This is a genomic window from Nocardia sp. NPDC058519, from assembly GCF_042719755.1.
GTDB lineage: Bacteria > Actinomycetota > Actinomycetes > Mycobacteriales > Mycobacteriaceae > Nocardia.
In genome coordinates, this window is the sequence record NZ_JBHXNK010000029.1 from 41,266 (window position 1) to 66,376 (window position 25,111).

The window sequence follows — 25,111 nt, forward strand, 5'->3', positions numbered from 1 at the left end:
CCTCAATAGATCCGATCAACTTATCCAGTCCAGGAAGCGATTCATTTGGTCAATCCCGATTGCGGTGCCAATCCGCTCGCGGTCCGATTTAACCCCAGGTCGCTGAATCGGCGTCGGCCGATTTCGACCATGCCGGGCATCCTCAGAGCGAGCCCACACAAGCCAGCGCAGCGAGTCCGCCATGTCGGCCATCAGGTGCTGATCAAGTTGCCACCGATGCGTGTCGGGATGCATGGACCTGATGAGGGCCGAGTCTGCCGGCAAGTGCTTCACCACAACTTTCAGATCACGCCAGCTAAAACCTTCGGAGCCGAGACTCCGAAGGCGAAGTCCCAATGAAATCAGATCGAATTCCAGAGCCTCGCACTGCTCTTCGAGAAGAGCGTCGAGGCTCAGGATTCCCCCAGGCCGACTCCCGAATGAACTCGCCACGATTCGAGCATCGCACTATAGTCGCTCGGATCCATCTCATCGATTGCAGAAAGCGATTCCGGAGTAAGCGTCAGTTCCAGCAAAGTGTACATCGCATCGATATCGCCGAGTCGGCGGATTCTACGAACGAGCCCAGGCTTCAGATAGGTAAGAGATGGGAGACTAACCTCGGTCCCATTAGCCACATACTTGAACTCATCAGTAACGATCCTCGACTGTCGAATCGTCGCGGGAGCTTTCGGGTTTGTCATCGGGCGCAGTCCATTTCGCTATATTTCAAATTGGGGCGCAGGCATAACAGAGAAGGGCCCAGTGGCGGTGGCCGGGCCTGCGCATAGGTGTTTAACCACCGCCACTGGGAGATTTATCAGGAGGCGAGCACGCCGTCGTCGAGGTAGCGGTACGCCTTTACGCCCGCGTCATCCTTGAATGCCTCGACAGTGATGGTGAATCCAGCCAGTTCGGTAGACACGAACTTCTTCTCTGTGATCTGCGAGATCTTGGCATTCGGCAGAACAATGCGCAGTTTCTTGGCGTCATTCTTCATGTCGAAAATCCACGACCGTGGGGTCAGGACCGTACCAGTTTCCTTGACTTTGTACAGGTTGCCGGAACTCGCAGTCGCAGCAGTCGCGGTGATGTTCTCCGAGCCGAAAACCTCGCGCAACACGTCCTGGTCCCACACTGCGTAGAGGGTGAGAGCAAACCGGACCGAATGCTCGGTCTGCAGCTGGGCGACGATGTCGGCATTCCAGTCCTTGACGGACTCGATCTTGCGTTCACCCTGGGACTCGATTCCGTCTTCGGAAACGTAGCCGAGAGCCTTGAATGCGGCGTTGGGGGCGTCGGCGGCACCGACGGGCAGCAATGTGCCCACCGGGGCGACAAGAACGCCACCGGTGACTGCGATGTTCGGAGTTCCGGCACCGATCAGCTTGCTAGAAGGCAGAGCCATGTGTTTTCTCCCTTGGGATTGTTGCGCAGGCCCTCGGGATGGTTATTTAGTTGTTCCTCCGATATTCTCGGAGTCAGGCGAGGACAGTGCCCCGCACGTAAATGTCGGCGACAACAGTCAGCCGAGGAGCGGATGTCTCCGGGTCCGCGTCGTTTTCGACACCGATATCGTCGATGTGATCGCACCACACGGATCCGAGATACCCAGGAGAAGCGGCACTCAGGATAGAACGGACCCGGCCCGCCAGAACACCAGCTTCACCGGCCTCGTCGCTACATTCCAGCACCACACGCGATTGGTCAGTAATTGAGTTCTGGCGACGACGCGTTTCCGAGAGGTCGCAATCATCGCGCCACTTCCGATCATCGCGCCTCACTCGAACCATTCGGGCGGGGCGCGGATCGGGAACCCGCGTCACCACCTGCGCCGAATCGGCCAGTTCAGCCAGCTCGCCCGCCACAAACGACACCAATGTTGCCTCGACGTCCGGAAATGAGATTCGCTCATTCATAAATGTGTCTTTCGTCAGCGGTCTTGGCCAGCTCGATCCGGTTTCGCAGAATGTCGACCATGGCGGCATAGGCTTCGGACTTAGTTGCTGCTTCGACACTCACGCCACGAGGATGGGTGGCGGACCACAGTCCATTGTCTACCTGTTTGACCTGGATCTCCTCCAAGTCATAGAACTCATCGGGATCCGGTGCAGGCCAACCGCCAGCCTCGTCCTTGACAATATGTAGACCGGTGTCGAAAGCGCCCGGCAGACCGCCAGGCGTCGGCATCCACCGAACCTCCTCGAGTTCGGGATGCACGCGAACACCGCGCTTTACCAGATAGTCTGCCACCCGGACCGCCTGCTTCATGCTCGTCACAGTCGGATCAGCCCGCTTGCGACCAACCTCGTCTGACCACTCGGGCAGATGGATCACCGACAACTCTTCGGCTAGCGCACGAACCTGCGGGTCCAGGTCTGCAGTCCCCTCCGACTGCCCGATCCGGCCGGATAGTGCTTGCTGGATAAAGGCCATGAACTCCGGGGTCACTTGCTGCCCAGACTCTGCACGGGAGTACTCTGGCGCAGGCGGCTGATGGCTACCAAACTGAATCGCTTGCACAATTTCCTTGTCTGTCAATGTTCATACTCCTTCCACTATTTCGATTGGTTAATCAACTCGTCAATGCATATCCCGCATCATTCGATGACAGCAGATTGAATATCATCGGTCAATACATTTTGGTCACCCTTAAGCTTAAATAGATAGCTGACTTCTACCGCCATACAGAACTACGTCGAACGTTATATCTACCCTATTGGTCACAAGCGCAAATACTCCGAAGCCGCGAGCCATCTCCGCAACCTACTCAAGGAGTCGCCGCGGCGTGAACCGGTCGAGTCCTTATGCCCACGCATGAATCCGGGCGAGTGAGTTCCTTTGCGCGGTCGACATAGAAGATTTCCGTCGTCGGCAGCGCAGATCACAACGGACCAACGACGACTGCGTAGCCTCGAAACCAGGATACGATCTTCTAGCCCCGCACATCCATCTTTCGAGCCCAGGAAATGTAGTCACAAGCGCGATCTGCGGCTATATTGAAGTATGCGGTGGTTGATGAATACCGCACTGGATCTCGCCCATCTTCAGACAGCTCCCATAGAGGCGGGTTCTCATTACCAAGGTCTGAGCCATCAACAACCAAACAAAACTCGCTTTGCGATTTCATGACTACCAGCAAGCCATCTGGGTCATTAAGTGAATCAACACCTTTCGGCAGATCTTCAAAAAACTCGATGGCCATTTCCTTAGCATCTGGCCCAAGATACGAAACACAGAACGTCCCCTGTGCCGCGAACACCCCCTCGATCATTCCGATATTTCGAAATATCTGACGTACCGCTGCAGGAACCTCGGCAACACTCTGGACGGAGGCCAACGCATCAATCTGACTATCCGTTGCGCCGACTGGACCTCCCAATTCATCATCTGTACAGAAATCAACTACCTTCCCGAAGGATCGATTGATCTCTACAATCAGGTTTTCATTATCCATTGCCGGCACCTATCCATTCCGCTTCGGCGGCTTAGTGTACAGAACTCGGCCGTACATGTCGCGAATCTCGATGCTCACATGAACGACCTCAATTCTAAACTGAAAGAGCACACGGAGAGACGAGGCGCAGATAACGACGTGAGCCGACTTGATAACGTCGCGACGTTATCGCATCCCTCAAGTCCACGACTGCGGACATACCGAACCGGCGAGCCAGCCCCAGAATAATTGCGCGCAGACAAAACCGCAGTACGCATCGACTCCATAGCAATCAATTCCGGACGTCGGGTCAAGTCTCTGATGTCAATGCGAATACTTCGGCGGGTATGGCACTATACTTCCAAAAATCTCAGCCGATCAAATCTGCCGACTACGGCAGTCGATACCATAGTCCAATCCAAGGTCTGATCTCCGCCGGAACGAGCGGAACACAGTCCAACAAGCATCGCAGGACGTTCAGCTCTTCCTTGACCCGCCGAAGTTCCCTAATTCTTTCAAGTGGTAATTCGCGCCACATATCCGCATCGGCAGCTATTTTCTCAAACTGCCCATTGTGACGAGAAATAAACCAATCGAAAATACTCCGGTAATCGAGCAATGGATCGGCGACCAGATTGTCACGGAATCTACTTATCATCTCAGCACGCAATCGCATGGCCTTCATGCTGTGTAACCACTTCGTAGCACTATCTACCGCCAAGTCCGCAAGAACACCTCGGGCAGATACGCCGATACGCGCCCATACCAACGCATTCCCAACATCGCCGCGGACCGCCTCTTGTCCCGATATCTCGGACAAACCTAGCCAGTTGAACCCCGCCGAAACTTCGCTACCATTGACCCAATCTTCGATCTCCAGGGGGCTGCACGATAGCAAATCCTGTAACGAGTACTCCACAGCATTCCTCACTGCTAGAAGAACGAAATTCCATACCGAGAAAATGCCTCACGTCCCAGTCCTAAGCTCTCAAGACTCGGTTGGAAATGACCCGAATGTGGCGTAATCTCCAGTCCATAGTAGCCAGAAGCTCTACTGCCCGCGATCTGAGCCTCGCCAGCTGCCATAACACTTGCACCTCGAGTGAGAACCGAGTGCGGAATTTCTCCATACCCAGCTATGTCATGCGGCAGAACCAGAAGATCACCGTCCATAGTCAGCGCCCACTTAATTCGCTCGCCGCTATTGATTATTTCGTCGAATCCATCATCAGATGGCCTCAACGGTCTAATGCCAGCAGCGTCTGCCTGCGCAAGCTCACGCTCGAGCCGATCGGCCATCTGGTTCGGAAACGGCCCCTTCCCTAGCGGAGCTGCCCATTCCTCACCTCCGCCAGGAACTCTACGTGGAGAAGTTTTTCGCGGCCACATTCGTCCCGCCCGTTCCATCGCCTCACGGGCTATTTTGGCGATGTCGTCTAGGCCTTTGCCGATGCCTTCGACTATGCGTGGGGCCAGGATGCTGAATGGTTTTGCGAGGATCTTGGCACCGATACGGCCGAGTGCGCCGATACCGGTGATGTCGAGTACGAAGAATCCGAGATTGGCGGCGAACCCCGTCCAGTCGCCGGCCAATCCGTCAGCAATGGCTTGACGGAGCGGCCCCCAAAGTGGGATCAGACTTTCCAGGAAGCTCGGATCGGTTGAAATGTATTCGGATAGCTCGCGTAAGAACTGATCGAGAAGCGATTGTTCAGCCTCGGTCGGTTCAGGACCAGGTTCCGGTAGCGGCTCCGGGGGCGGCGGCACCCGCATCGGGGGTGCGTCTGGATTGGGTGACAGTGGCGAGAACCCGCCGCCTTCACCAGATTCGGTGCCCGCCGCAGCCGCGGGGGCACCAGCATCGTTATGAGGTCCGTCGGGGTTGCGGTCTTCTTCCTGAGTCGGTGAACTTTCGGTCCCGCGTGGGCTGGACGGCTGGTCTGACGGAGAGTTTCCGCGACTCGGGTCTTCTGTCGTGCCGGGTTCCGGAACGACGCGGTCAGACCCTGGTGCAGGGACGGGATAAGCGTCGTCTTCGCTGCCAGGGATAGGAACCGGGTAGCCATAGTGAACACGTTCCTGGCCGTTCTCATAGGTGCGCCAGATATCGACCGGCGTACCATCATCCCAATAGGGCTCATCGTTGTTCCACAACAACTTTCGCCCGGGTGGGTTCTCAATAGAATTGCGCTGCGGAGCGGGAACTGATGTTCCCGGACCATCGTCAGGTCCGCCCTGGGTATTGCCACCCCCACCGGAACCGCCATTGCCTGAATTGCCACCGGCGTAGGGAACATTGCCTGCACCACCAGAACCAGGCCGCTGAGAACCCGGGTCCGGGCCAGTCCGATACAGCGCATCATTGGGCTCATCCGGATTTCGATGCGATATATCCGGCTCACCAGGTGCAACGATGCCTGGATCAGCGTTATCATGCGGTTGCGCTGGCTGGGCATAAATGCCTGGGTCCACATTATTTCGAGGACCGGTGGGCGCGATGCCCGCGATTGGGCTAGCCGTGAGCGTAGGGCCTTCGGATACTGAAGCGATCGTAGCGGACGAGATGAGCTGATTGCGGTTATAGACCCGCTCAACCATCCGCGCTGCACTGGCCGCAGTCATCCCATGAAACTCTTGAACACGACCGCCTGCGCCTCGCTCTGAATGGCGGCTTGGCGCTGCAATCTTCTTCGACAGCGCAGCCAGTAACGCAGAACGATCAGCGACCCACGGGGCGGCCGGTTCGATAAGCGGGCCTACCTCGTCCGAATTCACCAAAATCAACACCTCGTATGACCTGGCTCAGGTCGAACTCGATCTGAGCCTGAATTGAAGAAGTTCGACGGCTCGCCGATCTGCCGACCGTTCGCGTTGTCGCGAAGAGATGGCGGAGGTCAAATGCCGAGCAGCGGCAGGATCACCGGGGCTAGCAGCACGGCCAGTTCGAGCAGGTCGAGCAGGACAGGAAGCATGGAAGTCACCTCCTCTCGAGGGCAGGCGTTTCGAGGGCCTTCAGGCGGTCCAGGATGTCGGCCAGGGCGTCCACCACGGTCATGCCGTCGAGCTGTTCCCAGCCGGCGAACATGCCCGCATCCCGCTGCTGGCTACCGCACAGCTGCTCGCGGATGTCCTTCACGTCCGTGCCGATCGGGCCGCAGAACGTGGTGATGAAGTCCTGGATCTGGGTTACTTCGGATGCGCTCATCGGAGCGTCCTCTCCGTCGATGAATGCCTGTACGTCGCGACGGAACTCGTCCATGTCGATACCGGCGGGGTCGATTTTTCCTTCGTGCGAGTACTCGCGGTGGGCCACGCAGTCCTCGGCATCGCGGCCGATGCGGGCCAGGATGGCCGCGCAGCCGCGCTTGTAAGCGTCGAGTTGTGCTGGGGTCCAGTCGGTTCCGTCGCCGCGGGAGACGGCTTCGATGCCGATCACGTGGTAGTTTGCGTTGTCGGTGGGCCAGCCGGGCCAGGAGCCGCGGCCTGCGTGCCAACAGACGCCTGCGGCGATCACGCGGAAGGTTCCGTCGCGTTCGAGGACGAGCTGGGCGAGGGGGCCGGGGAGGTCGGCGCGGCCGTCCTGGACGATGCGCCAGTCGTTCTTGCCGCCGCCCGCGGTGTGGTGGCACAGCACGCCGCGCAGGTCACGGAAGTCGCCGTGGCCTCGGTCGCGCCAGCCTTCGTGTTCGATGACATCCAGCCCGGCAGCGCGCAGCACGTCGGCCAGCCATACCGGGTCTCCTGTCCAGCCCATGGTCTCTCCTTGTGTGAGTGAAGGTTTGGGGTCCCGCCCTCGTGGACGAGGGGAGGCGCCGAGGGCGGGACCTTCGCTCCTGACACAGCGGCGACGTCTACGACCGCAGACCACCTGCGGGAGACGGGCGCGTCAGGAGCGCGGCATGCGGCGGGCTCGAATCCCGCACCGTGTCGAGTGTTCTCCGGGGGCCGACCGCATGCAGTTCGGGAACGGCGGGGTCGCCGTCAGATTTCTTCTTGGAGGGTGGCGGGGATCTTGTAGTCCGCCACCGGGGGCTCCATGCCTGGGACGTGCAGGCGCAGGAAGCCGAGCAATTCGTCGATGTGGCGCTGAAGTGCGCGGATCAGGCGGATCGCGTCACGGAATCGGAGGTGATCGTCGGCGGCCTGCTCCTCGAGCGCCACCACCCGCTCGCGCAACTTGGCGACTTCGCGGGCCTGCCACGCCGTCACCGCGCCGATCACGGTGGCCAGTGCCATGCCGGTCGCTTGCACGAATTCAGGGCTTAACCACGATGCCATCCGGTTCACCCACCGATCCGGTCACCGGGGTAACAGCGGGCCTGATGAGTGCGCCCGCGATCAGCGGCGTCGCCAATCCGTAAAGGGTGAGCAGTGTTTCGATCCACGCGGCATCGATCTCGCGACCGAGCAGATACGCGAGGACACCCGTGACGGCGACGAGTACCGACCGGACCAGCGCGGGTTCTGGGGTGTTGCTGATTCTCATGATGTGTTCCTTCCCACAGCTTTTCGCGGGTCTCAGATGCGCCCTTCGGCGACATCGCGGTTCAGCGCCTGGGCGAGTGCGCGGGCGTGGCCGTAGCGGACGTAGTCACTGGTGTGCCTGCCGTCGAACAGGTAGCCGCGGGCGTAGGCGATAGCTCCGGTCCAGTGACTCCAGTTCGACGGAGACCACCAGCGCTGCAATTGCTTTCGAGTGGCCGTGTCCAGCATTCGCTGCGCCCATCGGATCGCGGAGTTCGCGCTGGCGAAGCTGAAGAAAGCACTCAGATCCGCGATGGTCCGCAAGGGATTGCCCGCAGGCAGGGCGGTGATGGGATCACCGGGTGCCGCGGCCCAATAGGCGGGAATGCCGTCGATCGGTCGCTCGCCGACCACGCCATAGCCGCCTGGGTCGGTGTCGCCGAGGTATTTGCCCGCCGGTCTGCGCGGATCAGCGATCAGCGCGCAGGCGATAACCTCACGACCCGGATGTTCACCGCGGCCGATCTCTGCCGCCAGGTCACCTGCAACCGCCGCACCCTGCGAATATCCTGCCAAAACAACCGGATTCGGCGAGCGGTCGATTGCGGCGAGCAGAGCACGTTTGCCTTCGGCGACGCTCTCGGCGTAGCTCACGTGCGACCCGTAGTCGGCGGGATACGGGACCATCCGGGGGGTGAACATCGCCTTGTTCAGCGCGTCGGTGAAGGCACCTGTGACACCGTCGCCGCCAGGATTCCAGGTACCGCCGACCACGAGTACATCGATCGTGCGGGGCGATCCTTTCGGAGACCACAATGACATGTTCGTACCTCTCTGGGACGTGAGTTGAGGTCCCGCTCCGGCGGAGTGCTCCCCCGGAGCGGGACCGATGCGCCCCTGCGCTGCGACAACGCCTTTCGACCACAGCGAGCTGTGGGAGACGGGCGCGTCAGGGGCGGGCATGCGGCGGGCTCTGAACCCGCTGGATCGAAGTGTTCGTGTCCGGGGGCCTGCCGCATGAGTTCGAAGTCGGCTGCAAGTGCCAACGACGAAGCCCCCGTGCCGTTTTCACGGAACGAGGGCTCAGTAGGACTTGACTATCGGTGGTGTCGGCCGGGTGCCAGCTGGCGCAGTATCTCGCCTGAACTGGATGTCGGCCACAAGCACCGATAGGGGTATTCCGACGGCATCCCGGGCAACCAGCCAAGGCGGTTCAGCAGGTGCACCGGTATCACCGCGAATTCCTCGTTCGCCAGGTGTTGCAGTCGCCAACCGAGCAGGAACTCGGTGACCCCGAGGAGCGCCGCGACATCGGTGAGGTTGTCGCCGACCTCCAGCGAGTCACGCAGGTCGGCGACAGGGATGAGACGGTGCGCGACAACATCGTGGACCTGCATCTCGATCCGGCCTCGCCACCGCTGGCCGTCGAGTGCTGCTGCCAGTTCGCGTGATTCGGCCATCTCGATGTGGGCGACGGCGTGTGCGATGACTTCGTTTCGTACGTGACCGGACAGGTCCGCTTGGATAAGGACCGCGCGGTCGGCTACCGACCAATACGACACGAAGTCGAAGACCACGGCCGAATCGACCCGGATTCCTTGGTTGAATGCAGATTCTTGGGCATTGAACCCGTTGCGCTGCACCGCGATATCTTGTCGGTCAGGCATCGAAGCATCCGACTCACCTTCATCACCCATGGCAATACACAACTCTCACAACTCGGAACTGACCACAACCCGTCACATCATCACCACCCCGACGGTGTCAGATGCGTATGTCAGGTCACCGAGTGGTGGGACGCGTCACAGTGGTCGGCGGCCGGAGCGAACGCCAACGATCCACCGCACCAGCGACGACTTGGAGGTCTTCTACACAGATGTCGGAGAGATCGACATGGCCGACGCGGTTCCTTCTACCTGGTATCGAGTCGTCTACTCGAGGGCGCCCGCCTTCACGAGTAGACCTCTCCCCGATCGGCTTACCGGAATCGTCGGGAGGAAATGCATCGAATGCATCTGACACAAGAAGAACCTCACCAGCAGCCGAAATGTCGAGACTCTCGGTCGAGAGCACGCGTCCATTCTAGCGTTGACGTGAACCCAGATCCCGTTCAGGATCTGCGGGGTCAGCGCTCGCTGGCATCGAATCGCGGTGTGCCCAATCATTTTTGGGCGCGACAAATCCCGCTGGCACTAGTTTGCGTCATCGGCCACAACTTGTCAACACTCACTTTCTGGCGGCGCTAAATCCCAGGTAGAGGTGGGTTTTCCGATCCAGGGCGGCGGCCGATCCGACCCGAATATCGTGCGGCCTAAGCCCTTTGGGTGCCTGGATACAGCCGGGTCGGGTGCCGACAACGCCAGCGGGGCGCCGGCAACAATCTGCCGACGCCCCGCTGGGTCACTCTGTTCGCTATGCATCTTTCACCCGTTGCCGCACCGGAAGGGCGCGGTGCGCATCCAAAACCTCACCCACAATGAAGAGCTCCGGCCAGTCCGGCGACCAGGGCCCTGGGACCGGGTTGATCAGACCGGCCTTGCGCAGTGTGCGCACACGCCGAGAAGTGAGGTTCCGGAATCCGTCACCCAGCTCCTCGGCGAGCTTGCCGATCGCGGCCGCATGGAGGCGAACGGCCCTGGCGCGCAGGACCAGAGCCGCGTCGGCGGGTGCGAGATCGACCGGCGGGCACACCACCGCTTCTGCGGCCTCGATCGCCGCGGCGATCTCAGCAGGCGCGGCCTCCACACCTTCCGTCATCGCCAGCGCGATGATGTTGCGCTGCAACCACTCCGCCATGCCGCTGATGCTCGCGACCCCGGTGTAGTCGACACCGCGCTGTTCGCAGACCAACCGAACCCAGGCCACCAAGACCGACTGGAGATGGTCGGCCGTGCGAGCGGCGGCCGGATTGAACGGAAGTCGTTGTTCCCGTGCGCCATTGCGCGTGCGGTAGTCCACCGTGCCGAATCGGGTCTGGCGCGTGCGCGCATCCAATAGATCCTCGGCCAGGTCGGGGATGTCACCGAGCATCCTGGCCAGATCCCGCGCGGCTTCTCGATCCAGGTACAAGTGGTTGTCGTCGGCCCACCTGTCCAACGGGGTCACACCGCATGAATCCTCACGTATGCGGTTCGACGCCGGCACGGCATCGTTTGTGCCCATGTACTTGCTCCTTCGGTCGATAGCGGGCCGGAGCCCCGGTCGTACCCTGCTACGCGGCCGAAAATGGGTGGCGCGCCCGGGGCGGTGTCGACGAGTGGCTCCTACTGGGACCCACAATCGGACACACGTTGTATGCAACGTTGTTGCAACCAGCCTGTCAAGCCGAGTCGGCAGGCCGTCCTACCCAGTCACCAGTTCGCACAAACAATCTCATCTATCCCTGTTACGATTTACAATCTGCGACGCAGTCGGATTCGCAACTTCGCAGCCGGTGACTACATGCACTTCATGCATCAGTGCAAACAATCTGCTACCCTCGATGCATGGTGAGACAACGGAGCGCGGTGGTCCCGTCCGAGGTCAGCGCCACCCTGCGGCTTGCTCGCAAGGAGCGCGAGATGTCGATGGACCGCGCCGCGAAAGCAGCACGGATCAGCACGAGTCTGTGGACGCAGGTCGAGAACGGAACCCAGTACAAGCGCGGCCGGAAGGTCCAGGCCAGCACCACGGCCGAAACTTTGCAGGCCATGGCGGAGGCAGTCGGGCTCGATGCCGAGCCGCTGCTGACGCAGGCCGGGCTGGACCCGGTCGAGACGGAGCCGGCTCGGCCGCAACCTGCCGAGGGCATCGTCGATCTCTCCGGGTTGTCCGAAGGGGATCTGCGGATTGTCGCCGCTTACGTCAACGGGCTTCGGGCGGCCAGGCACAGCTGAGCCAAACGACAAATGCCCCGCTCATGGCGGGGCATTTGTCGTTGGATCATGGGTCAGGCAGCCGGAGTCGTCTCGACCGGCTCTTCCTCGGCCGCGGCCGAACCGGTGGTCAGCGCCTTCAGGATCGCGGCAAGGCTGTCGGCCGAACCGGTGGTGGCCTCATCCTCCGTGCCACCGGTTGCCGGCGGAACTTCGTCAGCGACCGCGTCGACGTCCGTGTCCGCCGGGTCCTCGGCCGCGGCCGAACCGGTGGTCAGCGCCTTGATCAGCGCGGCAAGACCCGCGGCCGAACCGGTGGTGGCCTCGTCCTCGGTGCCACCGGCTGCCGGCGGGGTGGTTGCCGGCGGGGTTTCCTCCGCGGCGGCGATGCCCGTGCCGAACATGGCCATCCCGGCTGCGATGACGATGCCGAAGCTGAGCGTGCGAATCTTCTTCATGAAGTGAAACCCCTTGGTATTAACCATGATTGTCGACTTTGTTGCCGACTGAAAGTTTCTAACACGCGTCAGCGGCGCTGCCCTAGCCCGAGACATTCGGGGCATTCGCGGATCGATTGCCACATGGTTGCCATCGGCGTGGAATCGGGCAAGCCCCGCTTCGGGGATCTCATATCGATTGCTCGGGGATCCTCGTTCGGCACCGAAGGCGCGCCTTCGAGCAAGTTCATTACCGCTGGACAATCGATCAATCGCACGCACCGCACGGAGACGTCCGTAGGGAAAGGCCGAGGGCGGAGCTGCACGCTTTTGCCGAACCTTGCTGTATACCCAGTTAATGCACGGCTTAGTCCATGATAGATATCACTGCGAAAACATGTAACGAAATACTGAGTGTAACCGATTGTGGCGCATCGACATTCATGGATTCCCGCTCTACTGAGCGGCTACCGGAATATGTGCTGCCGATTCCCTACCGGGTAGCTGTTACACAGGGCCGCACACCTTTTCAAGCATGCGGCCCCACTCCTCGGGTGGACGGATCGCTACGACGGGCAGTTGACCGTGTACTCCCATTGGGTGTCGTTCGGACCCGTGACCCGGACGCTCACCGTGGACGATGACCCCGCGGGCAGCGAAACCACCCGAGATCCGGTGCCCTGGTTGGTGTTGTCGCCGACGTAGCCGGTGTCGAGCACTGCCGCTTTCGTAGAAGACCTGGATACGGTCGTTGACGGTTCCGTAGGCCCGAACGAACGCGCTCCGCCCTAACGATTCAAGAGCTGGCCTGCCCGCTGAAAGGAGACGCCGAGGACCTGTCCGATTTCCCGCAGCGTCAGACCCTCGTCAGCTAGTTTGCGGGCTGCTCGCTGGGCCGCAGCAGCCGCCGAAGCCTTGATTTCGTCAACCTTGGTCAACAGCCGCTTCGACTCTTCCCACTCTGCTCGAACCGCCTCAGGCAACTCGACTTCGACTGCGACCGCGAAGGAGTCCGGCTTCACGTCCAGCATCGTGACAATCAGGTCACGGGCCATAAGCTCGACTTCCCGCAGGTTTCGCGCCTGAGTCCACTGGTCGATCTCGAGCACATGGACCAGCCAGAAGCGTCCGTCACGCTCCGCACGGGCGGTGTATTTCATTTCCGCCACCATCCTTCTCCGAGTACTTCCTCGCACTGTTTGTAGACCATCTCAGCGTAGCGATTGCCGAGTTCAGCGTGCCGACCGATCGGGATCTTCTTGCCTCCCAAGTTGTAGATCGTGTGGTTACCACCCTCTCGCTCGACCTCCCAGGCCAGCTGTGCAGCCTTCGCTGCGTCACCGATCTTCCTCAGCAGGTCGTTCCGCTTCGTCATGAATGATAGTCTAGCCTGCCATTGACAATCAAGTCAATGGCACACTAGACATTACAGTTACGTCTGCGGAGCCGAATACGACAAAGGCCCGCACACCCCCCTGGAGTGTGCGGACCTTGTCGGTGGAGACCTCAGCGCAAGGTGGCGGTGAGGTGAGGGTAGCCCTTTTTGGCGTGCAGGATGGAGAGGTCCCAGCCGGATCCGACCTGGTCGGCGTAGATGTTCACCGAGGACGGAAGGAAGATCGGCTTGCCGAATTTGACCGCGTAGGTGGCCTTTTCGGGGACGCGGCCCTCGATGGTGCTGAGGATCGCGGCGGCGGACCACATGCCATGGGCGATGGGCTGCGGGAAACCCATTGCCTTGGCGCCGATTCCGGAGACGTGGATCGGGTTGTGGTCACCGGAGGCGGCGGCGTAGCGGTTGATCATCTTCTGATCGACGCGCTGCACGCGCAGCGGGGGCGGCGGAACCTCGTCGGCGGGAGGTACCGGCTTCGGGCCGCCCGAGAGCGAGGTGCGCTGCTGGTGCAGGAAGGTGGTCACCTGGCGCCAGACGAGTTCCCGGCCGACGCGGATCTCCGTGATCGCGTCCACCAGAAGGCCTTTCGGGTGTTCGCGGAGGTTCTCGATGTGGGTGGAGAAGTCGAGGGGCTCGGCGACCGAGATCTCGCGGGTGCGTTCGATGACGTTCGCGGCGTGCACCGAACCGATCGCGCTGAACGGGAAATCCCGTGCGACCACCAGTTGCATCGCCAGCGGGAACGACAGGATGAACGGATACGTCAGCGGCAGGGTGTCGCTGAACCGCAGGCCGGTGGCATGGCAGTAGGCGGCCAGGTGGTCGGGGTCGACCCGCACGCCTTCGAGGACTACTCGACGGTCGGGCACGGTCGGCCTACGAGCCGACAGCGGAGATGGCAGCGGGATGGCGCCCAGTGCCGCCTTGGCGTACAGGCCGCCGTTCTTGGGAACCTCGGTGAGGGTGATGGTCTGGGTCATCAGGCGCCGATCAGGCTCTGACCGCAGACGCGAACCACGTTGCCGCTCACCGCGTTCGACGCGGGGCTCGCGAAGTAGGCGATGGTCTCGGCGACGTCGATCGTCTGGCCACCCTGCAGCAGCGAGCTCATCAGGCGGCCCGCCTCACGGGTACCGACCGGGATCGCGGCGGTCATCGCGGTCTCGATGAAGCCCGGCGCCACCGCGTTGATGGTGATGCCCTTCGCGGTCAGCAGCGGGGACTCGGCATCGACCATGCCGATGACGCCCGCCTTGGAGGTGCCGTAGTTGGTCTGGCCGCGGTTGCCCGCGATGCCCGCGATGGAGGACACGTCGATCACGCGGCCGCCTTCCTTGAGCACACCCTTGGCGACGAGGCCGGAGGTGATCCGGTGCGGTGCGGCGAGATTCACGTTGATGACCGAGCTCCAGCGACCCTCGTCCATGTTGGCGAGCAGCTTGTCGCGGGTGATGCCGGCGTTGTGCACGACGATGTCGATGCCGCCGAAACGCTCGACGGCGAACTCGGCCAGCCGCTCGGCGGCGTCGGCGGCGGTGACGTCGAGGGCCAGCGCGGTGGCGCCGATCTTGTTCGCGGTGTCGGACAGCGCCTCGCCCGCGGCGGGGATGTCGGCGACGATCACGGTGGCGCCGTCACGGGCGAACACCTCGGCGATGGTGGCGCCGATACCGCGCGCGGCACCGGTGACCACGGCGACCTTGCCCGCGAGGGGCTTGTCCCAGCTGGCCGGCGCGACGGAGTCGCCGGAACCGACGCGGATGACCTGGCCGTCGACGAAGGCGGACTTGCCCGAGAGCAGGAAGCGCAGGGTCGACTCGAGGCCGGTCGCGGCGGCGCCCGCTTCGGGGTGCACGTAGACGAGCTGGCCGGTGGCGCCGCGCAGCAGCTCCTTGGCGACCGAACGGGTGAAGCCCTCGAGCGCGCGCTGGGCGATCTGCTCGTCGACCGAGCCGACCAGTTCGGGGGTGGTGCCGAGAACCACGACACGGCCCGAAGGGGCGAGGTTGCGCATGGCGGGCTGGAAGAACTCGAACAGCTGCGCGAGCTTGTCGATCGAGTCGATGCCGGTGGCGTCGAAGACCAGCGCGCCGTACTTGGTGCCCGAGTCGAGCGAGTCCGCGACGGTGTAATCCGACAGCAGCGCGCGGACCGGCTCGGCCAGGCGACCCTTGCCGCCGAGCAGCACCGGGCCCGGCAGGGCGGGCTCGCCCGCCTTGTAGCGGCGCAGCTCAGCAGGCTGCGGGAGGCCCAGCTTGCTCGCGAGGAACGCGCCGGGGGCGGAGTGGATGAAAGATCCGTAGAGGTTCGGTGCACCCTTGCTCTTGGCTGCCACTGTTCCTACCTTCTCTGTGGTCGACGAGTTGTGTGACCGTGCTCCGCCCAGTGTCCCCCGTGTGAGCGCACACTTGCGGGTACGGTGTCGACAACGAACTTACTCCGGAGTAAGTTTAATGTAAACCGATACGACGCTGTACCCGCACGGGGGCCTATTCCACGGCCGGCGTTACCCGGAACCGACGAGACCATGGAGAACTCGAGTGACAAGCAAAGCCCGTTCGGCGACGGCCAAGGCTGCAGCTAACACTGCCAAGGCCGCCAAGACCCAGCGCCCGGTTGCCATCGTTGGCGGCAACCGCATCCCGTTCGCGCGCTCCGACAAGGCGTACGCGAAGGCGTCCAACCAGGACATGTTCACCGCCGCCATCGACGGGCTGGTCAGCCGGTTCGGCCTGCAGGGCGAACGGCTCGGCATGGTTGTCGGCGGCGCGGTACTCAAGCGCGTCGGCGAGCACAGCCTGGTCCGCGAGAGCGTGCTCGGCTCGAAGCTCTCGCCCTACACCCCGGCCCACGATCTGCAGCTCGCCTGTGGCACCGGCCTGCAGTCGATCGTCACCGTCGGTGACGCGATCGCCCTCGGCCGCATCGAGTCCGGCATCGGCGGCGGCGCCGACACCACCTCCGACGCGCCGATCGGCGTGAGCGAGGACATGCGCGAGTGGATGCTCACCGCCAACCGCGCCAGGACCACCAAGGACAAGCTCAAGCTGGTCGGCCAGCTGCGTCCCTCGATGCTGGGCATCGAGATCCCGAAGAACGCCGAGCCGCGCACCGGGCTGTCGATGGGCGAGCACGCTGCCATCACCGCCAAGGAATTCGGGGTCGCCCGCGAGGCGCAGGACGAGCTGGCCTACCTCTCGCACAAGAACATGGCGGCCGCCTACGACCGTGGCTTCTTCGACGACCTGATCACCCCGTTCCTCGGCCTGACCCGCGACGACAACCTGCGTCCCGGCTCGACCGTGGAGAAGCTGTCGACCCTGAAGCCGGTGTTCGGCGTGAAGGCAGGCGACGCCACCATGACCGCGGGCAACTCGACCCCGCTCACCGATGGCGCGTCGGCGGTGCTGCTGTCCACCGACGAGTGGGCCGCCGAGCACAAACTGCCGGTGCTCGCGCACCTGGTCGACTCCGAGGTCGCCGCGGTGGATTACATCCACGGCCCCGACGGCCTGCTGATGGCGCCCACCTACGCGGTCGCGCGCCTGCTGGCCCGCAACGGCTTGACCCTGCAGGACTTCGACTACTACGAGATCCACGAGGCCTTCGCCTCCGTGGTGCTGGCCACCCTGGCCGCGTGGGAGTCCGACGCCTACTGCAAGGAGCGCCTCGGCCTCGACGCCGCGCTCGGCTCCATCGACCGCAGCAAGCTCAACGTCAACGGCTCCTCGCTCGCCGCGGGCCACCCGTTCGCCGCGACCGGCGGCCGCATCGTCGCCTCGACCGCGAAGATGCTGGCGGAGAAGGGCTCCGGCCGCGCGCTGGTCTCCATCTGCGCCGCGGGCGGCCAGGGTGTGGTGGCGATCATCGAGCGCTAGTCCGCACTGATCACAGCGACGGCGGGTGGTTTCCGGTTATCCGGAGACCACCCGCCGTTCGTTGTCAGAGCTCAGCGGCACATCGCGTTCGGATGCGGCTCCGCGGATGCCCACGGTCCGCAGATGATGAGCTTGAGGAAGCCGAGCGGAATGTCGACCAGAGCGGAACCGGTTCCGGCGGATCCCGATTCGGCGACGACGGCCGGTTGGGCGGGGGCGGCGAGCGCAGGGGACGCGCCCGCCGCGATACCGGCGACAGCCGCGGTCGCGACGAGGACTCGGATCATTCGACGATGCATAGCAAGCCTTTCGGGGGTAAATCTGAGCAAAGCTAATAACCACATCGGGTGCCTCGATCCGAGCGTTATCCATAGCTTCCAGGGGCTTGACTACGTGAATTGCCCAGTGTTAGAAGCTATTCGGATGTCAGCTCGCACCGATAGCCGCGGCGAGAAGTGGCCAGGATTTGTGTAGGTCTTGTTCCCAATACCGCCAGGTATGGGTGCCCGCCGAACGAAATTCGGTGTGGGCGGGGATGTTCAGTTCCGCGAGACGGGCGGCCAGACGCTGGGTGCACAGGTTGGCGGCGGCCTCGATGGCGCCGCCGAGGAGGATCTGGTCGGTCATGCCGATGACCTTTCCCGGCGTCGCACCGGGCGGGAGAGTTTCGGCGGGACCGGGCAGGCCGTTCGCGCTGGAGAGATAGATTGCCTTGCCGCGCAGCCGTTCCGCGTTGAGATAGGCGTCGTTCGCGCGCCAGGCCGGGTCGCCGGGTGGGCCCCACATATTGGCCGGGTCGGCTCCGCCACGGGCGAGGACCAGGTCGATGTAGGCGCGGCCCATCGGGTCGTCGACCGCGGCGCAACCGCTGTAGGCCCCGACCGCGCGGTAGCGATCCGGGGCGGCGATGGCCAGATTGAGCACCGCGGTAGCCGACATCGACAGGCCCGCGATGGCATTCACGCCAGTCGTGTTCAGGGTGGCGTCGATGATCGGTGGGAGTTCCTCGGTGAGGAAGGTCTGCCACTTGTTGCGGCCGAGCTTCGGATCGTCACGCTGCCAGTCGGTGTAATACGAGAAGGCGCCCGCCGCTGGCGTGACGACGTTGACGTTCTTGTCGCCGAAGAACTGCACGATGTCGGTCTGGTTGTACCAGTTCGCGATGTCCTCGCCGCCGCCCGCGCCGTTGAGCAGATACAGGGTCGGCCGTGGCGCGCTGGTGTCGTGCGGCGTGATGACCTGCAGCGGGATCACCCGGTCCATCGACGCGGAGTACACGTGCAGCGTCTGTTGCCGCTGGCCGGGCCGTTCGATCCGGTCCAGTTTCGATCCCTCGGCACCGGCGGTCCCGATCGAAGCGACCGACAGCGCGATGACAGCGAGCGCGGTCAGCACCGTCCGCATACAGGTGAACACGAGTCCTCACAGAGTTCGAAACAGTTTGGGCTACAGGAAAAATGGTGCGCCGGGACGGCAGCGCGAGAGACGCCCCGGCGCACCACGCGCTACGCGATCAGCTACCGATCAGATTGCGCAGCACGTCGGAGATGATGTCGCTCAGCGAGCCGGTCGAGCTCAGCTGGCCATCATCGGAACCGAGCCCGTTGTCACCGAGGCTGCCGATCACGGTCTCGCCCGCGTTGGCGCCGCGCGCGGTGAAACAGGCGGTGAGGCCGGGCATTTCATTGCTGACACCCACGGTGCCCGCCACCCCGACGCCACCACTGGTGACCATCTGACCCGCCTTGATGCCGCTCGGCACCGGGTAGGTGATAGTCATGGTGACCGGGTTGCCGGAGTTGACGAACCAGCCGGTGCTCGTCACCTTCCAGCCGCCCGCGTTGGGCGTGGCGGTGACGTCCTCGGTGACCTGGCCGCCGACCGCGTGATAGGCGGTGATGGTGGTCTTGGTCGGCGCCCCGAAGCCGACCGGCGGGAAGTCGGTGATGGTGTTGACGTACGGGTTGCCGATCCCGGTGGTCCCGACGATCACCTTGTAGGTGACCGAGGTGCCGACGCCGATCTGCTCGGCGCTGGCGACCTTGTCGTAGACGTGGGTGACGCCGACGGTGCTCGCATCTCTCTTCTGCGCGTGACTGCTCACCGCACAGTCAGCATCGGCGGCGGCAACGCCGGATCCAAGGCCGACACCGACACCGGCGACGACCAGAGCGGTGGTGGCGACGCCCGCGGCGATACGCGAAGTCCGGAACATGATTTTCCTCCAAAGCCCCAGCCGAGACGGCCGGGGCGAATTCCTCATCAGGTGGGATTCCCCCCTCTGACCACAAGGTATAGGTCGGACTGGACGCTTGTCCTGAAAAACAGGAACGTGTTCCTATTTTGTGGAACATCTTTGTTTTACTATCCGGGACGGGTAACATCCGAGGATTTCGATCCACCCGAATCGACCCGAAAACGCGACAACCGGCCTCCGTCTCGAGACGAAAGCCGGTTGCGGGCGTACAGCGGGCTACTTCTGCGGCAGCTCGTTGTGGCCGCCGAAGGCCTTTCTCATGGCCGAGAGCATCTTGTCCGCGTACAGGGCCTGACCGCGGGAGGAGAAGCGCTGGTAGAGGGCGGCGGAGAGGATCGGGACGGGGACCGCGGTGTCGATGGCCGCGTCGACGGTCCAGCGGCCTTCGCCGGAGTCGGAGACGCGGCCACCGTAGGAGTCCAGGTCGGGGTCGGCGACCAGGGCCGATGCGGTGAGATCGAGGAGCCAGGAGGCGACGACCGAACCACGGCGCCACACCTCGGTGATGGCCGGGATGTCCAGGTCGTACATGTAGTACTCGGGGTGCTCCATCGGCGTCTCCTCGGCGGAGTGCTCACCGTGCAGGTACTCCGAGCCCGCGTTGGCGTGCTTCAGGATGTTCAGGCCCTCGGCGTAGGCGCCCATCGCGCCGTATTCGATGCCGTTGTGCACCATCTTCACGAAGTGGCCCGCACCGTGCGGACCGCACAGCAGGTACCCCTTCTCCGCTTGCGACGGCTCACCGGTACGACCAGGGGTGCGCGGGGCCGACTCGTAGCCGGGTGCGATGGTCTCCAACAGCGGCTCGAGGTAGTCGACCTGGGCCTGGTTCCCGCCGATCATCAGGCAGTAGCCGCGCCGTAGGCCGAACACGCCACCCGAGGTACCGATGTCGAGGTAGTGAATGCCCTTGGGCTCCAATGCCTTCGCGCGCTTGATGTCCTCGTGATAGCGGCTGTTACCACCATCGATGATGATGTCGCCCGGCTCGAGCAGTTCGGCGACCTTCTCGATCACCGCACCGGTGGCACCGGCGGGGATCATCACCCACACCACGCGGGGCACTTCGAGCCTGCCGATGAACTCGGCCAGGTCGGTCGTGCCGCTGAACTTGTCGCCGAGCTCGGCTTCCAGCTCGGGAATGGGGCCCAGGTGGCGCTCGTAGCCGACGGCGGTGTGCCCGTCGCGCACGATACGGCGCACGATATTGGCGCCCATCCGGCCGAGGCCGATCATTCCCAGCTGCATCAGTTCTCCTCGTTGTCCGGCCCCGTGGTGTCGATTCTCACGTCGATTGTCTCGCGCGGTCGCGTCGCGCCGGAGGGCGGCGTCGCCCCACCCGCCGAAATTCTTCCGAACGGGCTGTAACGCCCCGCTCCGGGGCACGATAAACAGATCGGCTCCGTGTAGTTGCCAGACCCCCGACCCGGCAACTACGCGGAGCCTTCTGCTTCCTCTCACCCGGTTGCCGAGCTGCCGAGCGCGCCGAAGCGCGTTACCCTCGGGCCGGACCCCGCAAACATCGGGGCCAACCTAACGGAAGGACCTCCGTGCCCAGCGAGTCGACCGCCGGACAACCGGCCGACCGAAGGGGCGAGGTCGGATTACGCAAGCTGCTCGATTCAAATCGCACTTTCGATCCGGACACCACCGCCCTCACGCAGCCTTTGAACACCGTGACCCGCGATCGCTGGTCACCCACCCCCGGCCCGGCAGGCACACCGCCGCCGACCCCGCCGGACAACCAGCAGCTGGTCAAGCGGATCGGGATCGCGGTCGGCGCCGTGCTGGCCGTCGGCACCGCCGCCTACCTGGCCGACCTCGCGTTGAGCACCGGTGAGGTGGCGCGCGGCGTCGTCGTCGCCGGTATCGAGATCGGCGGGATGGATCAGGCCGAAGCCGACGCTCTGCTGCACACCGAGCTCGGGCCCAAGGCCGAACGACCGCTACCCGTGAAGATCGGTGATGTGCAGGCGAGCATGGTGCCCGCCGCAGCCGGTCTGTCGGTGGACTACGACCGCACCTGGGCCGCCGTCGGCAGCCAGCCGCTGAACCCGGTGAGCCGGCTGATCTCCCTGTTCGGCACCCGCGAGGTGCCGGTGGCGAGCATCGTCGACACCGCGGCCCTCGACGCACAGCTCGCGAACTTCCGCGTCCACGACAATCCGACCGTCGAAGGCACCGTGCGGTTCGAGAACGGCAGACCCGTCGCGGTCGCGCCGGTACCGGGCCGGGTGCTCGACACCGACGGCGCGCGAGCCACCATCACCGAGCGCTGGGCCGCGAGCAGCGAACTGGATCTGCCCGTGGTCGCCGCACCCGTAGCCGTGCGGACCGATGCCGTGCAGGCGGCGTTGCGTGACATCGCGACACCGGCTGTCGCGTCACCGATCGCTGTGTCCGGCAAGGACGTTCAGGGCGTGCTGACCACCGATCAGATCGCCGAGGTGCTCGGTTTCGTGCCCGACGGCAACGGTGGGCTGGCACCCCAGCTGAATAACGACGCCGTGATCGCCCTGCTCGCACCGCAATTGGCGAAGTCCGAGGTAGAGCCCAAGGACGCCACCTTCACCGTCGGTGCGGGTAAGCCGACCGTCGTGCCCGCCGTGGTCGGCGAGAAGGTCGACTGGCCCAAGACGCTGGAGAAGCTACCCGCCCTGCTCACGCAGCCGGGTCCGCGCACCAGCCCGGTGGTGTATCAGCGCATCGAGCCCAAGCTCACCACCGAGGCCGCGAGCGCGCTCGGGATCAACGAGAAGATCGGCGAGTTCACCACCGGCGGCTTCAGCGGTCCCTCCGGGGTGAACATCCGCACGGTCGCCGCCAAGGTCGACGGTGCCGTGATCAAGCCGGGAGATACGTTCTCGCTCAACGGGTTCACCGGTCCGCGCACCGCCGCGGAGGGCTACGTGGAGTCGGGCATCATCGACAAGGGCAGGCCGAGTACCGCGGTCGGCGGCGGCATCAGCCAGTTCGCCACCACGCTCTACAACGCGGCCTACTTCGCCGGGATGGAAGACGGCGGACACACCGAGCACAGCTATTACATCTCGCGCTACCCGGCCGCCCGGGAAGCGACCGTGTTCGACGGCGCGATCGACCTGGCGTTCCGTAATACCGGTACGACCGGTGTCTACATTCAGGCGGTTGCCACCGGATCCGACATCACCGTGCGGCTGTGGGGCACCAAAACCGTGAACGTGGAATCGATTACGGGTGAGAAGTCGAAGCCGACCGAGCCCAATGAGGTCGTATTGCCCAAGGGCAAGGACTGCATCGCCTCCGAGGGTGCGCCCGGCTTCACCATCTCCGACACCCGGGTGATCACCGATGCCAAGTCCGGCACCCAGGTGTCGCGGCATACGCGGACGGTGAAGTACGACCCGATCCCGGTCGTCAAGTGCGAGTAGGGGTTCGACGGTAAGAGGCTCGCGCGGTAGGCGGATTCGCCACCGCGTGAGCCTTTTTCGTCAGCAGCTGCAGTCGCAACCGCAACTGTCGCAACCGCAACCGCTGCAGCAACCGTCCTCGCCGCAGCAACCACCGCAGCACTCACCGCAATCGCAGCAACTACCGCAATCGCAGCGCTTGGCCCAGGCATCCTTTTTCTCGCCGGTACACGGGCTGGTGTGGTCGAAACAGCAGGCCAGACCGGTGCAATAGATGCCCATGACCACACCGAGCGTCTCGAGCGGACCGGGCCGGTTCGGTCGCTGTTCGGGCGGGGACGGGAATTCGTACGGCGAACGCTGTTGCGCCGTGACGGAAGCGCGGCAGACGTGGCCGACCACGATGCCCAGACCTTTGCCGAGGTTTCGCAGCAGGCTCGCCAGCGGATCGAGCAGCGCCCAGCGCACGGTCGGCAGCTGGTCGAGTTCGGCCTCGGCCGCGACCTGGCGGATGCGGGACTCGCTCTCGCGCAGCAGATCATAGGCACGTGGCATATCCGTGCCGGTGGCTTCCAGGGGATTGAAGCGGCCACGGGCACGGTCACGTTCGAGGTCTTCGATGGCGTCGGCCAGATGCGCGATCCGACCCACGTGCCGCCCGATTTCCTCTAGAGCCGCAACGTTTTCCGGGCGACCGGCCAGAGTGGCGGTATGACCGAACAGCGTAGCCGCGCAGAGCTGAGTCGGGCCGGTGAGCTCATCGAGCGTGATCACCTCGACCGCCTGAATTCCCGGACTACGGTGCCCTGCAACAGAATCAGCCGAGTCGGCGGCCGAACCCGCAGCGAGCGCTCGCGCGGCCGTCGCGCGGGACTCGAGCAGGGACTGGGAAGCGATCGCGCTCAGCATGTGCCGCACATCGAGCCCGATCAGATCGGCCTGCCGCTCGGCTCGTGCGGCCCAGGTGTTCGACACCCTCCGCATCGGTCGACGAGTGAGGGCAGCGGCATCTCCGTCATCGACGTGATCGCCGATCTTGGCCGCCCCCAACAGCAGTGACGCCGTCGCGGCCAACTGCACGCCCGGCGCGCTCGCGGCGACCACCGAAGCGCGCTTCATACCGCGCAGCGGACACGGACCTGCAGTCGTGCGTTCGCCCGCACCCGCCTGCGCCTCGGTGAGCACACTGAGCACGATCGCATCGGTATTGGTTGCCGCGCGGGCCAGCTGACCGTGCCCGTCACGCAGACCCAGACACAGCCCGCACATGTGTGCCTGCCACTGCCCCGGATCGATGCCATATTTCGCCGCACCGTGCGCACACGGCTTCAACACACCGAACACTGCCACCCCGTCTGTCGTGAAACGTCAACCGTGCACCTTCGCAGGCCGACGGGGCCGCCGCAACCGCTAGTCGATCTTCTTCCGGCCTGCCAGACCGCGCCAGGCGAGATCGTCGAGCAGGTCGACAGCCTCGGCCACTTCGATCCGCCCGCTGGCAACCCGGTCTGCGATGGCCTCACCCGCGCCGATCACCGCCGCCGCGACGACCTCGAAATTGGTGCCGGGGTCGGCGTTCTTGGCACTGGATTCCAGCAGTTTCGCGGTGAGCTCGATGACCCGCTCACGGGCATTGTCGATTTCCGAGGCAAAAGTTTGCTGGCCGATAGCCTGACGGTAGAGCACCTGCCAGGACTGCCGATTGCGGTCGACGAAATCGAGGAAGCCCTCCAGCGCGGTGCGAACCTGTTCGTGGGGGGTCAGCTGCGGGTTGCCCGCGGGCGCGACAGCTTCGATGAAACGCAGGCCCTCGCGCTGGATGCAGGCGCGGAAGAGCTCGTCCTTGGAGCCGTAGTACAGGTAGAGCATGGGTTTGGAGATCTTCGCCTCGGCGGCGATGGCATCCATCGACGTGTCGTGGAAGCCTTTGCGCGCGAACACCTCGACAGCGGCATCGAGCATCTGTTGCTCGCGAACCGCCCGGGGAAGTCGCTTGGTCCCGCCTGCCATCCACTCTCCTA

Annotated in this window: 28 protein-coding genes; 3 read left to right on the forward strand and 25 right to left on the reverse strand. The window is 63.6% G+C overall.

Annotated elements, in window-relative coordinates; translation table 11 throughout:
* Positions 1-15 precede the first annotated feature (15 nt).
* The 13 genes from ACFWPK_RS26980 to ACFWPK_RS27040 all read right to left on the reverse strand — a co-directional run bounded on the left by ACFWPK_RS26980 (position 16) and on the right by ACFWPK_RS27040 (position 10,984).
* A complete protein-coding gene (locus ACFWPK_RS26980) occupies positions 16-432 on the reverse strand; it encodes a DUF5361 domain-containing protein (protein ID WP_378920364.1) in 417 nt (138 codons plus the stop codon).
* 367 nt (positions 433-799) lie between these two features.
* Positions 800-1,309, reverse strand: a complete 510-nt coding sequence (locus ACFWPK_RS26985; RefSeq protein ID WP_378920366.1) for a hypothetical protein — start codon at positions 1,307-1,309, stop codon at positions 800-802.
* Between the two features lie 151 nt (positions 1,310-1,460).
* Positions 1,461-1,898 (reverse strand): hypothetical protein, encoded by a 438-nt coding sequence (locus ACFWPK_RS26990; protein ID WP_378920368.1) that lies wholly within the window; start codon positions 1,896-1,898, stop codon positions 1,461-1,463.
* Complete coding sequence (locus tag ACFWPK_RS26995) at positions 1,891-2,520, reverse strand: hypothetical protein (RefSeq protein WP_378920369.1); 630 nt, start codon at positions 2,518-2,520, stop codon at positions 1,891-1,893. The genes ACFWPK_RS26990 and ACFWPK_RS26995 overlap by 8 nt, the downstream gene beginning before the upstream one ends.
* Positions 2,521-2,914: 394 nt before the next feature.
* On the reverse strand, positions 2,915-3,436 hold the full coding sequence (locus tag ACFWPK_RS27000) for a hypothetical protein (RefSeq protein ID WP_378920371.1): 522 nt from the start codon (positions 3,434-3,436) through the stop codon (positions 2,915-2,917).
* Between the two features lie 370 nt (positions 3,437-3,806).
* Positions 3,807-4,334, reverse strand: a complete 528-nt coding sequence (locus ACFWPK_RS27005) for a hypothetical protein (RefSeq protein ID WP_378920373.1) — start codon at positions 4,332-4,334, stop codon at positions 3,807-3,809.
* Positions 4,335-4,348: 14 nt separating this feature from the next.
* Complete coding sequence (locus ACFWPK_RS27010; RefSeq protein ID WP_378920374.1) at positions 4,349-6,190, reverse strand: hypothetical protein; 1,842 nt, start codon at positions 6,188-6,190, stop codon at positions 4,349-4,351.
* A 202-nt stretch (positions 6,191-6,392) separates the two neighbouring features.
* Complete coding sequence (locus ACFWPK_RS27015; RefSeq protein WP_378920376.1) at positions 6,393-7,169, reverse strand: N-acetylmuramoyl-L-alanine amidase; 777 nt, start codon at positions 7,167-7,169, stop codon at positions 6,393-6,395.
* Between the two features lie 227 nt (positions 7,170-7,396).
* A complete protein-coding gene (locus ACFWPK_RS27020) occupies positions 7,397-7,693 on the reverse strand; it encodes a hypothetical protein (protein WP_378920377.1) in 297 nt (98 codons plus the stop codon).
* A complete protein-coding gene (locus tag ACFWPK_RS27025; protein WP_378920379.1) occupies positions 7,671-7,901 on the reverse strand; it encodes a hypothetical protein in 231 nt (76 codons plus the stop codon). The genes ACFWPK_RS27020 and ACFWPK_RS27025 overlap by 23 nt, the downstream gene beginning before the upstream one ends.
* Positions 7,902-7,933: 32 nt before the next feature.
* On the reverse strand, positions 7,934-8,701 hold the full coding sequence (locus ACFWPK_RS27030) for an alpha/beta fold hydrolase (protein ID WP_378920381.1): 768 nt from the start codon (positions 8,699-8,701) through the stop codon (positions 7,934-7,936).
* A gap of 275 nt (positions 8,702-8,976) precedes the next feature.
* Positions 8,977-9,546, reverse strand: coding sequence for an ImmA/IrrE family metallo-endopeptidase (locus ACFWPK_RS27035; protein ID WP_378920383.1), 570 nt, complete (start codon positions 9,544-9,546; stop codon positions 8,977-8,979).
* Between the two features lie 745 nt (positions 9,547-10,291).
* A complete protein-coding gene (locus ACFWPK_RS27040) occupies positions 10,292-10,984 on the reverse strand; it encodes a hypothetical protein (protein WP_378920385.1) in 693 nt (230 codons plus the stop codon).
* Positions 10,985-11,364: 380 nt separating this feature from the next.
* On the opposite strand from ACFWPK_RS27040, the gene ACFWPK_RS27045 reads away from it, so the two are divergent.
* Positions 11,365-11,754 carry a helix-turn-helix transcriptional regulator gene (locus ACFWPK_RS27045; protein ID WP_378920387.1) on the forward strand — a complete coding sequence of 130 codons (390 nt, stop codon included), beginning with the start codon at positions 11,365-11,367 and terminating at the stop codon, positions 11,752-11,754.
* A gap of 53 nt (positions 11,755-11,807) precedes the next feature.
* Here ACFWPK_RS27045 and ACFWPK_RS27050 read toward each other — a convergent pair whose 3' ends face one another.
* The 6 genes from ACFWPK_RS27050 to ACFWPK_RS27075 form a co-directional block, all read right to left on the reverse strand.
* Entirely contained in the window at positions 11,808-12,191 is a 384-nt protein-coding gene (locus ACFWPK_RS27050) for a hypothetical protein (protein ID WP_378920389.1), read from the reverse strand.
* 545 nt (positions 12,192-12,736) lie between these two features.
* Positions 12,737-12,889 (reverse strand): hypothetical protein, encoded by a 153-nt coding sequence (locus ACFWPK_RS27055; protein WP_378920391.1) that lies wholly within the window; start codon positions 12,887-12,889, stop codon positions 12,737-12,739.
* A gap of 69 nt (positions 12,890-12,958) precedes the next feature.
* Positions 12,959-13,330, reverse strand: a complete 372-nt coding sequence (locus tag ACFWPK_RS27060) for a hypothetical protein (RefSeq protein ID WP_378920393.1) — start codon at positions 13,328-13,330, stop codon at positions 12,959-12,961.
* Positions 13,327-13,545, reverse strand: a complete 219-nt coding sequence (locus ACFWPK_RS27065; RefSeq protein ID WP_378920395.1) for a hypothetical protein — start codon at positions 13,543-13,545, stop codon at positions 13,327-13,329. The genes ACFWPK_RS27060 and ACFWPK_RS27065 overlap by 4 nt, the downstream gene beginning before the upstream one ends.
* Positions 13,546-13,676: 131 nt before the next feature.
* A complete protein-coding gene (locus ACFWPK_RS27070) occupies positions 13,677-14,546 on the reverse strand; it encodes a MaoC family dehydratase (protein ID WP_378920397.1) in 870 nt (289 codons plus the stop codon).
* Complete coding sequence (locus ACFWPK_RS27075) at positions 14,546-15,901, reverse strand: 3-oxoacyl-ACP reductase (protein WP_378920399.1); 1,356 nt, start codon at positions 15,899-15,901, stop codon at positions 14,546-14,548. Before ACFWPK_RS27075 ends, ACFWPK_RS27070 begins: the two co-directional genes overlap by 1 nt.
* A 205-nt stretch (positions 15,902-16,106) precedes the next feature.
* On the opposite strand from ACFWPK_RS27075, the gene ACFWPK_RS27080 reads away from it, so the two are divergent.
* The gene (locus tag ACFWPK_RS27080) at positions 16,107-17,444 is read left to right on the forward strand and encodes an acetyl-CoA C-acetyltransferase (protein ID WP_378920401.1); all 1,338 of its coding nucleotides are present in this window, start codon (positions 16,107-16,109) and stop codon (positions 17,442-17,444) included.
* A 71-nt stretch (positions 17,445-17,515) separates the two neighbouring features.
* On the opposite strand, the gene ACFWPK_RS27085 is transcribed toward ACFWPK_RS27080, so the two are convergent.
* The 4 genes from ACFWPK_RS27085 to gnd all read right to left on the reverse strand — a co-directional run bounded on the left by ACFWPK_RS27085 (position 17,516) and on the right by gnd (position 20,949).
* Entirely contained in the window at positions 17,516-17,731 is a 216-nt protein-coding gene (locus ACFWPK_RS27085; RefSeq protein WP_378920403.1) for a hypothetical protein, read from the reverse strand.
* Between the two features lie 139 nt (positions 17,732-17,870).
* On the reverse strand, positions 17,871-18,848 hold the full coding sequence (locus tag ACFWPK_RS27090; protein ID WP_378920405.1) for an alpha/beta hydrolase: 978 nt from the start codon (positions 18,846-18,848) through the stop codon (positions 17,871-17,873).
* A gap of 109 nt (positions 18,849-18,957) precedes the next feature.
* Entirely contained in the window at positions 18,958-19,659 is a 702-nt protein-coding gene (locus ACFWPK_RS27095) for a hypothetical protein (protein WP_378920407.1), read from the reverse strand.
* A gap of 258 nt (positions 19,660-19,917) precedes the next feature.
* Positions 19,918-20,949 carry a phosphogluconate dehydrogenase (NAD(+)-dependent, decarboxylating) gene (gene gnd / locus ACFWPK_RS27100; protein ID WP_378920409.1) on the reverse strand — a complete coding sequence of 344 codons (1,032 nt, stop codon included), beginning with the start codon at positions 20,947-20,949 and terminating at the stop codon, positions 19,918-19,920.
* 302 nt (positions 20,950-21,251) lie between these two features.
* On the opposite strand from gnd, the gene ACFWPK_RS27105 reads away from it, so the two are divergent.
* Positions 21,252-23,111 (forward strand): VanW family protein, encoded by a 1,860-nt coding sequence (locus ACFWPK_RS27105; RefSeq protein WP_378920411.1) that lies wholly within the window; start codon positions 21,252-21,254, stop codon positions 23,109-23,111.
* Positions 23,112-23,171: 60 nt separating this feature from the next.
* On the opposite strand, the gene ACFWPK_RS27110 is transcribed toward ACFWPK_RS27105, so the two are convergent.
* Both ACFWPK_RS27110 and ACFWPK_RS27115 read right to left on the reverse strand, forming a co-directional pair.
* Complete coding sequence (locus ACFWPK_RS27110) at positions 23,172-24,440, reverse strand: DUF5685 family protein (protein WP_378920413.1); 1,269 nt, start codon at positions 24,438-24,440, stop codon at positions 23,172-23,174.
* A 60-nt stretch (positions 24,441-24,500) separates the two neighbouring features.
* Positions 24,501-25,100, reverse strand: a complete 600-nt coding sequence (locus ACFWPK_RS27115; RefSeq protein ID WP_378920415.1) for a TetR/AcrR family transcriptional regulator — start codon at positions 25,098-25,100, stop codon at positions 24,501-24,503.
* Positions 25,101-25,111: the final 11 nt, after the last annotated feature.

Coding starts and splice junctions, on each gene's coding strand:
- ACFWPK_RS26990 (WP_378920368.1), bottom strand. CDS start 1,898: ATGAATGAGCGAATCTCATTTCCGGACGTCGAGGCAACATTGGTGTCG.
- ACFWPK_RS27000 (WP_378920371.1), bottom strand. CDS start 3,436: ATGGATAATGAAAACCTGATTGTAGAGATCAATCGATCCTTCGGGAAG.
- ACFWPK_RS27015 (WP_378920376.1), bottom strand. CDS start 7,169: ATGGGCTGGACAGGAGACCCGGTATGGCTGGCCGACGTGCTGCGCGCT.
- ACFWPK_RS27020 (WP_378920377.1), bottom strand. CDS start 7,693: ATGGCATCGTGGTTAAGCCCTGAATTCGTGCAAGCGACCGGCATGGCA.
- ACFWPK_RS27025 (WP_378920379.1), bottom strand. CDS start 7,901: ATGAGAATCAGCAACACCCCAGAACCCGCGCTGGTCCGGTCGGTACTC.
- ACFWPK_RS27030 (WP_378920381.1), bottom strand. CDS start 8,701: ATGTCATTGTGGTCTCCGAAAGGATCGCCCCGCACGATCGATGTACTC.
- ACFWPK_RS27035 (WP_378920383.1), bottom strand. CDS start 9,546: ATGCCTGACCGACAAGATATCGCGGTGCAGCGCAACGGGTTCAATGCC.
- ACFWPK_RS27045 (WP_378920387.1), top strand. CDS start 11,365: ATGGTGAGACAACGGAGCGCGGTGGTCCCGTCCGAGGTCAGCGCCACC.
- ACFWPK_RS27050 (WP_378920389.1), bottom strand. CDS start 12,191: ATGAAGAAGATTCGCACGCTCAGCTTCGGCATCGTCATCGCAGCCGGG.
- ACFWPK_RS27060 (WP_378920393.1), bottom strand. CDS start 13,330: ATGAAATACACCGCCCGTGCGGAGCGTGACGGACGCTTCTGGCTGGTC.
- ACFWPK_RS27065 (WP_378920395.1), bottom strand. CDS start 13,545: ATGACGAAGCGGAACGACCTGCTGAGGAAGATCGGTGACGCAGCGAAG.
- ACFWPK_RS27070 (WP_378920397.1), bottom strand. CDS start 14,546: ATGACCCAGACCATCACCCTCACCGAGGTTCCCAAGAACGGCGGCCTG.
- ACFWPK_RS27085 (WP_378920403.1), bottom strand. CDS start 17,731: ATGATCCGAGTCCTCGTCGCGACCGCGGCTGTCGCCGGTATCGCGGCG.
- ACFWPK_RS27090 (WP_378920405.1), bottom strand. CDS start 18,848: ATGCGGACGGTGCTGACCGCGCTCGCTGTCATCGCGCTGTCGGTCGCT.
- ACFWPK_RS27095 (WP_378920407.1), bottom strand. CDS start 19,659: ATGTTCCGGACTTCGCGTATCGCCGCGGGCGTCGCCACCACCGCTCTG.
- gnd (WP_378920409.1), bottom strand. CDS start 20,949: ATGCAGCTGGGAATGATCGGCCTCGGCCGGATGGGCGCCAATATCGTG.
- ACFWPK_RS27115 (WP_378920415.1), bottom strand. CDS start 25,100: ATGGCAGGCGGGACCAAGCGACTTCCCCGGGCGGTTCGCGAGCAACAG.